The sequence below is a fragment of the Burkholderia sp. BCC1640 genome, from assembly GCF_902833125.1.
Classification (GTDB): Bacteria; Pseudomonadota; Gammaproteobacteria; order Burkholderiales; family Burkholderiaceae; genus Burkholderia; species Burkholderia diffusa.
This window is the reverse complement of record NZ_CADFEF010000046.1, coordinates 20,074-27,481: the sequence shown is the minus strand read 5'-3', so window position 1 is coordinate 27,481 and position 7,408 is coordinate 20,074. Positions and strand designations below refer to the sequence as shown.

At 68.3% G+C, this 7,408-nt stretch carries 6 protein-coding genes; 1 reads left to right on the top strand and 5 read right to left on the bottom strand.

Annotated features, from left to right (window positions below; all coding sequences use genetic code 11):
* From HWX25_RS30715 to HWX25_RS30695, 5 genes are all read right to left on the bottom strand, one after another.
* The coding region (locus HWX25_RS30715) for an acetyl-coenzyme A synthetase N-terminal domain-containing protein (RefSeq protein WP_175912290.1) at window positions 1-491 on the bottom strand (491 nt) is incomplete at its 3' end.
* Window positions 492-742: 251 nt separating this feature from the next.
* Window positions 743-2,629: a sigma-70 family RNA polymerase sigma factor gene (locus tag HWX25_RS30710; RefSeq protein ID WP_175912288.1), complete on the bottom strand. Its 1,887-nt coding sequence runs from the start codon at window positions 2,627-2,629 to the stop codon at window positions 743-745.
* Window positions 2,613-2,930, bottom strand: coding sequence for a high-potential iron-sulfur protein (locus HWX25_RS30705; protein WP_244135324.1), 318 nt, complete (start codon window positions 2,928-2,930; stop codon window positions 2,613-2,615). The genes HWX25_RS30710 and HWX25_RS30705 overlap by 17 nt, the downstream gene beginning before the upstream one ends.
* A gap of 75 nt (window positions 2,931-3,005) precedes the next feature.
* Window positions 3,006-4,265 carry a transporter substrate-binding domain-containing protein gene (locus tag HWX25_RS30700; RefSeq protein ID WP_175912284.1) on the bottom strand — a complete coding sequence of 420 codons (1,260 nt, stop codon included), beginning with the start codon at window positions 4,263-4,265 and terminating at the stop codon, window positions 3,006-3,008.
* An 82-nt stretch (window positions 4,266-4,347) separates the two neighbouring features.
* Entirely contained in the window at window positions 4,348-6,075 is a 1,728-nt protein-coding gene (locus tag HWX25_RS30695) for a methanol/ethanol family PQQ-dependent dehydrogenase (RefSeq protein WP_059690429.1), read from the bottom strand.
* Window positions 6,076-6,513: 438 nt separating this feature from the next.
* Here HWX25_RS30695 and HWX25_RS33615 point away from each other — a divergent pair, with 438 nt between their 5' ends.
* Complete coding sequence (locus tag HWX25_RS33615) at window positions 6,514-7,401, top strand: energy transducer TonB (RefSeq protein WP_244138816.1); 888 nt, start codon at window positions 6,514-6,516, stop codon at window positions 7,399-7,401.
* Window positions 7,402-7,408: the final 7 nt, after the last annotated feature.

Below are 7,408 nucleotides of genomic sequence, written 5' to 3'. Positions count from 1 at the left end.
CGCGCGCAGGCCTGCATCGCGACGATGCCTTCGATCGACATCGGAATGTAGATGACGACGCGATCGCCCTTGCCGATTCCGCGTTTCTTCAGCGCATTCGCGAAGCGCGACACGCGAGCGAGCAGGTCGGCATAGGTGACGCGCGTGACGGTGCCGTCGTCGGCTTCGAAGATCACCGCGACGCGTTCGCCGTTGCCGGCTTCGACGTGACGGTCGAGGCAGTTGTACGACGCGTTGAGTTCGCCGTCGTCGAACCACTTGTAGAACGGCGCATTGCTCTCGTCGAGCACCTTGGTGAACGGCTTGTGCCAGGTCAGGCCCTCGCGCGCGAGACGCGCCCAGAAGCCTTCGTAATCCTGCTCGGCTTCGGCGGCCAGCGCGCGGTAGGCCGGCATGCCGGAAATGGTCGCGCGCTCGCGCGTGTCGGCCGTCGGTTCGAAGATTCGGCGCTCCTGCAGGATCGATACGAGGGCAGTCAAGATGGTCTCCATGGAAAGCGTTGGGTGTCGCATGACCGTTGAAACGCAACTTGCATGCCAATTGCGTGGGTCTTCGGCCGGTAAGGCGTGTGTGTACGGTGGCGCGCGGTTCCCGATAATTGCTCTGCATTGCATAGCAATGAAAGACGGAACGAGCGGCGCTCTTGTCAGCGTGAAAGTTGCGTCGAAATGCAGCAACGGGTGTTGCAGGCGTCAACACGACGCACGACGCGCGGCGTGCGCGCCGTGGGACTGAGGCCGTGCTATGCGATGAACGACCGGAGCACGTCGAGCGCGTCGGACGCACGAAGGCGCGTGAGCGCCGACGCCTCGATCTGCCGCACGCGTTCGGCGGACAGGTTCATCTGCCGGCCGATGTCGCGCAGCGAACAGCCTTCGTCCGCATGCAGCCCGTAGCGCAGCCGGAGCACCATCGCCTCGCGCGGCGGCAGCCGGTCGATCGCGGCGGCGATCGTGTTGCGCAACTGGGTGGCGCCGGCGGCGTCCTCCGGCGACGGCGACGACAGATCCGGCGCGACGTCGGCGAACGTCATGTCGCCTTCCGGCGAAACCGGCAGGTCCGCCGACACCGGTTCCTTCACGATCGCAAGCAGATCGCGCACCTTGTCGACCGGCTCGCCCATGTGGACGGCGAGTTCGGCCGGCGTCGCGGCCGTGCCCGCGCGTTGCCGATGCTCGCGCGCGAGCCGCGTCAGCTTGTTCAGCGCGTCGACCGTATGCGTCGGCACGCGGATCGTGCGGCCGAGGTCGGCGAGCGCATGCGTGATCGCTTGCCGGATCCACCAGGTCGCGTAGGTCGAGAACCGGAAGCCCCGCCGGTAGTCGTAGCGCTCGATGGCCTTCAACAGGCCGATGTTGCCTTCCTGGATCAGGTCCGCGAACGGCAGCCCGCGATTGGGATAGCGCTTCGCGATCGACACGACGAGCCGCAGGTTCGCGTCGAACAAGCCCGCTTTCGCCGGCAGCATCGCGCGTTCGATCGCGCCGAGCCGGGCATCGAGCGACGCGGTCGCATCGGGCGGCAGTTCCGACGCCGGGGCATCGCGCACGATCGCGACGCGTGCGTCGACGAATTCGGCCGCGCGTCGCGTCAGCGTCGGCGCGCAGGCCGGATGCGCGGCAATGCACGACGCGAGCCAGCCGGCGTGATCGTCGTGGTCCGTCTGCGCGAATGAGGGTGGGACGCCCACGTCGGCCAACAATCGCGCCAGCCGGCCGCGCAGCGCGCGGTGCCGGCGCGCGCGGCTGCGTAACGGTTCGCTCATTCGTTCGAGTGCGCGGGCGGACAGACACAGCGTGCCGAGCAGCGCGGCGGCGTCGCGTACGTGCGTGCGATACGCGGCAGACGCGGTGCCGCCCGAGGCCAGCGCGGCACGAATGCCGTCCGCGATTGCGTCGATGCGGGCGAGCCGTGCCAGTACCGCGTCGCGCCAGGCCGAATCCTCCGATGGCGCCTCGTCGTCGCGCCCGGGCTCGGCGGCGGCGGCAGGCGAGGCGCCTGCATCGGCGTCAATGGATCGTCGAGCGTTGCGCGTGGCGTCGGCGAGGAAGATCACATAGGTCGATGCGGCGGCTCGGCATTCGGCGATCTCGGTACGAATCGACACGAGCGCGTCGAGCGCATCGGGATCGCCGCACAGCACCGCGACTGACGCCGCGCGGCCGCGCTCGATGCGCTGCGCGTATGCGAATTCCTCATCGCGGGTGAGGAGCGGCGTCGTGCCCATCTCGCGCAGGTACAGCCGGACCGGATCGGTCGTGCGCGGCGCGAGCAGGTCGGCGGCGGCGAGCGTGCCGGCGCCGTCGACCCAAGCGCGCGCGGGCGGCGCCGGGCGGAAGTAGCGGTCGAGCGTCCAGCCGCTCGCGGCATCGGCGCTGTCTGACACCGCGATGCCGAGTTCGGCGAGCACGGCGGCGGCCGCATCGATGCTGCTCTCGCTCGCATCGTCGTCGGGCAGCGCGTCGATGATGTCGCCGCGCGTGACGAAGCCGCGCGACAGGCCGGTCGCGATCAGCGCGTGCAGATGCGCGACCGCGTGCGGCGGTGCGCCGTCGTCGCTACCGGCCGCGGGCGCCGGTGCGTGTCGCGCCGGCAGCCCGTCGCGCGACGCGTCACGCGCGCTTCGCATACACGTTGCACCAGCCGTCCGCCGCGACCAGCTTGCCGGCGAACATCGGACACGTGCCGGCGGCGTCCGCCGCTTCGCCCTTATAGAAGCGGCAATTTGCACAGCGCTGGCCGGCCTGGTATTTCGGGAACTGCGCGGCGTCGACGCTGGACGCATGCGCGCGATAGCCGAGCGTCTTCGCGGCGGGGTCGTTCTCGTCGACGAGGGGCGGCGCCGCGCATGCGGTGCGTGCGGCGGCGAGCGTCGCGCACAGGCCGATGGCGTTGATGATGAAGGTTCTGCGGGAGGTCGGGTACGTCACGGTCGTTTCCTGTTGAAGATGAAATCGTGGGGAAGGGCGCGGCCCGCATCGCATGGCGAAGCCGCTTGCCCGGTGTTACTGGCTGGCGTCCTTGTGCGCGGCGGGCCCGGCGACGAGCGGCGCGGTCGACGCGTGAGCGGTATCGGCCGTCAGCTTGTTCTTGCTGGCGGCATAGCCGTTCGACGCGAGCAGGAAGGCCATCAGGTCCGCGTATTCGTCGTCCTTCAACTTGCCGGGTTGGTCCGCCGGCATGTTGGTCGCCATGTAGCCGAACACGCCGCCGATCGTCAGGTGCGAATGCGACAGCGGCGCGAACGACGGGCCGCTCAACGCGGGCGCGGTGTTGCCTTCGAGATCGGCGCCGTGGCACTTGGCGCACGCATTACCGTAGATTTCCTTGCCGTGGGCGACCTGGGCCGCGTCGAAGGACGGCGCGGCGTCACCGGTGCTCGCGCCGACGCGGATGAAGCCGCCGCCGGCCGGCACGTTGCGCGCGCGCAGCAGGCTACCGGGCACGCGGCCTGCGCTCGCCGTCGCGCCGTCGAGGAAACGCGACGGCATGCGCGACTCGTGCGCCTCGAGTGCGCTGCCGGGCAGCGTCCACTTGCGGGTCAGCGCGGCGAGCCGGCCGTTGTTCTTCATTTGCGTGAGTGCCGCGTCGATACGTTGCTGCAATTCGGCCGAGCGCGGCGCGAACGCAAACGTGAGCTGCCATTCCGCATACGGCGACGACGTCGCGCCGATGCGGAACGCCTGTTTCGGATGCGCGGCCTGATACGCGACGACTGCCGGATACCAGACGATCGCGCGATGCGCGCGGCCGCGCGCGACCGCGTCGACCGTTTGCTCGGACGTGTTCTCGAGATCGAAGCGTGCGTTCTTCTGCTGAACCGCGATCAATTGCGCGGGGCTCGCGTAGGTCGCCGCGACGATTTCGCGACCGGTGGCCGGCGCGCCGGCATCGCGGCGCGTGACGCTTACGTACCCCGAGCGCAGATAGCCCTGCGAGAACAGCAGTTTCGTATCGGATGCGTCGGCGATGGCCGAGCGCGGAAAACCGGCGAGCACGTCGCAGTCGTGTTCGAGGATGCCGGCGAGCTCATGCGCGGACACGCCGTCGTCGTCATTGCCGCCCGCGTCGTGCCCGGAGAAGTTCGCGGCGATGCCGGCCGTGCGGAACACGTCGTGAGCGACGGCCTTGTCGAGCGCGGCCGTCGGCGTGCCCGGCAGCGAGCAGACGCGCACCGTCGTCGCGGCCGTGGAGAGCGCCGGTGCCAGCGCCGTGCCTGCCGCGAGCGCACAGGCCACGGCGAGGCGGGAAAGTCGGATGTTCATGATCGTACGCTCGGTTGAACAGGAGAAAGGGAGGAGCGCCCACGCCGGCGGCGCGGGCGCAATACGGTTGGCCGGATGCCGATCAGCCGCGGTCGAGGGCGAACACGTACAGCGTGCCGCCGCGCGGCACGTCGTCAGCCGCCTTGGCCATCGGGCCGCCCCAGATCGGATTCGCACCGCCGTAGCCGGCGAGTACGGCTACGTACTCCTTTCCGTCGACTTCAAAGACGGACGGCTGCGCGATGATCCCGCTCGCGAGCTTCGGGCTCTCCCACAGCACCTTGCCGGTGGCGACATCGAACGCGTACAGATGGCCGTCGAGCGAGCCGCTGAACGCGAGGCCGCTCGCGGTCGTCGCGACGCCGCCGTTCCACGGCAGCTTGCTCCAGTGGCTCCATACCTTCTTGCCGGTGTTCACGTCGATCGCCTGAAGTTCGCCGTAGCCTTCGCTGCCCGGCTCGGGCTTGATCTCGAAACCTTCGCCGAGATACGGCAGCCCTTCCATGTAGTTGACCGACTTGCCCGACAAGCTCATGCACGCATGCAGCGCCGGCACGATCGCGAGATGGCGCACGGGGTCGTACGACACCGACCACCAGTTCTTGCCGCCGAGGAAGCTCGGGCACGTGTCGATCGTCGTGCCGACCTTCGGATACTTCGCGGGATCCTGGATCGGCGCGCCGTCTTCCGTGTAACCGGTCACCGACGTCGCCTTCACGAACGGCTCCGCATAGATCAGCTTGCCGGTGTCCCGATCGATCGCATGGAAGTAGCCGTTGCGGTCCGCGTGGATGATCGCATCGTGCTCCTTGCCCTTGTACTTGATCGTCGCGAGCACGGGTGTGTTGACGCCGTCATAGTCCCAGGTGTCGTGCTTCGTGTACTGGTAGTGCCACTTGAGGTCGCCGTTCTTCGGATCCAGCGCGAGCAGCGAATCGGAGTACAGGTTGTCGCCCGGGCGCAGGTCGGCGAGCCACGGTCCCGGGTTGCCGACGCCCCAGTACAGCGTGCGCGTTGCCGCGTCGTAGGTGCCGGTCAGCCACGCCGGTGCGCCGCCGTGCGCCTGCATGCCGTCGGGCCAGGTGTCAGCGTGCTTCTCGCCCTGGCCAGGAATGGTGAAGCGTTTCCACAGCAGCGTGCCGTCGTTCGGGCTGAGCGCCGCGATGAAGCCGCGTGCGCCGTATTCGCCGCCCGAGCTGCCGACGACGATCGCACCGTCGAGCGCGAGCGGCGCGAGCGAGAACGCATAGCCTAGCCCCGGCTCGAACATCTGCTTCTTCCATACGAGCGCGCCCGTCTGTGCATCCAGCGCCGCCACCTCGCCGCTCAGCATCGCGACGTAGACGTTCTTGCCGTACAGCGCGACGCCGCGGTTCACCACGTCGCAGCAGGCCGTCTTGAATGATTCGGCGCCGAGTTTCGGTTCGTATTTCCACAATTGCGCGCCGGTGGCCGCGTCGAACGCGTACACGTTGTCCTTCGGCGTGGTCACGAACAGGTAGCGGCCATTGACGATCGGCGTGGCTTCGAAGCCCTGCTTCAGCTCGGCCGGAAACTTGTAGCTCCATGCTTGCGTGAGCTGCTTCACGTTCGACGCGTCGATCTGCTTGAGCGGCGAATGCGCCTGGCCGTTGTACGTGCGGTAGTAGGTGAGCCAGCCCGGATCGCGTTGCGCATCCGTGAGCCGCTGGTACGTGACGGCCGGATAATCCGCGGCAGCGTCCACCAGGCCGGGATTCAGGGCGATCGCGGCCGCCGCCGCGATTCCGATCGTTGCCAGTCGGCTCGTCGAAGCCGAGAGTTTTTTCATGGTTGTCTCCAGAGTCATTGTGGTCGCACCGCGGCCAACACATGGCCGGGCCGGCAGGGTGGGGATCCGGGTCCAGTGCGCAGCCAATCACGCAAATCGCATGCCATTGAGGCGCGCGCCCTGTCGCGCAAGGCCCGGCGGCCGATCGTGCGCGCCGCGACGACGTGCGCGGCGTGGCGCGGATGATCCGCGTGTGTTGCGTTCGGGGACAACCGCGGGTCGAGTGTTGCGAAACATGACAGTGCGGTGCGCGGCCGAAGGCGTCGGCTCGTTGATCCAAATTGACACAGGCGCAACAGGGGTGGCACGAACTGCAACAGATGCGCGGTTGCGTATTGATGCGTGGCGGCTTCGATCGGCGGCCGGCCGGGTGTTGCGCGGATCGGCATGCTTCTTGCCGTTCGACACGGGAATGATTCCGCGCAACGAGAGACCGCCATGCATGTCCCGATTTCGTCCGATGCTGCTCGCAGGTGCGAGCGCCGCCGCGTGGTCGCGCTCGCCTACGGCATCGCGCCCGCCGGCCCGTACGCGGCGACGATCGAGATGCAGCAGGTCGCGCGCGCACGCGAACCGTTGCCAGCCGTCGCGATAACGGTATTCGCCGTTCATGCGGCCATCGTGGTCGCCCTGTGGCACGCATGGGTATCCGATGGACGCCCGACGCTGCCACACGCACTCGCCGTCGAGGTGGACGCGAGCGAATTCGCGCGGATGGCAGAGCCTGGTGTGCATCGTCGGGTGGATGCCGCGACGCAGGTTCCTCACGAGGCTATGCCGTCGCATTCGAGCCGAGAAACAGCCGTGCATCGAGAGGCTCGGCCGAGTGTGGCCGCAACGCATCAGGCCGATCATGCAGGTCCTTCGCGCAAGCCAGCCGCCGTCACCGCGGCGTCGCAGCCGGACAGTGAACGTGGGCGAACCGTGCCGGGGCAGGAGTCAGCTCAGCCTGCCGCTGAAAATGCAGCGGCGGATACCGCGACGGTTGCCGCGCAGGCAATGCCGGGCGCGCAATCTTCTACCGAACCCAACCCCAAACCCGTTACCGCACCGCGCTTCGCGGCGGCGTATCTGCGCAACCCCGCGCCCGATTACCCGGACGTCGCGCAGCGGCGCGGCTGGGAAGGCACCACGTTCCTGAATGTGCATGTGCTCGCGACCGGCCGGCCCGACCAGGTGCTGTTGTCGGCGAGCAGCGGACACGACGCGCTCGACGACGCGGCCGTCGCGGCGGTCTCGGACTGGCGCTTCGTACCGGCGAAGCGCGGTACGGAATCGATCGACGGCTGGGTCAGGGTGCCGGTCGTGTTCAAACTCGGAAACTAAGGAATCC

What these genes read in the sequence shown, in the direction of transcription:
- HWX25_RS30710 (WP_175912288.1), bottom strand. Translation starts at nt 2,629, where the DNA reads ATGCGAAGCGCGCGTGACGCGTCGCGCGACGGGCTGCCGGCGCGACAC.
- HWX25_RS30700 (WP_175912284.1), bottom strand. Translation starts at nt 4,265, where the DNA reads ATGAACATCCGACTTTCCCGCCTCGCCGTGGCCTGTGCGCTCGCGGCA.
- HWX25_RS30695 (WP_059690429.1), bottom strand. Translation starts at nt 6,075, where the DNA reads ATGAAAAAACTCTCGGCTTCGACGAGCCGACTGGCAACGATCGGAATC.
- HWX25_RS33615 (WP_244138816.1), top strand. Translation starts at nt 6,514, where the DNA reads ATGCATGTCCCGATTTCGTCCGATGCTGCTCGCAGGTGCGAGCGCCGC.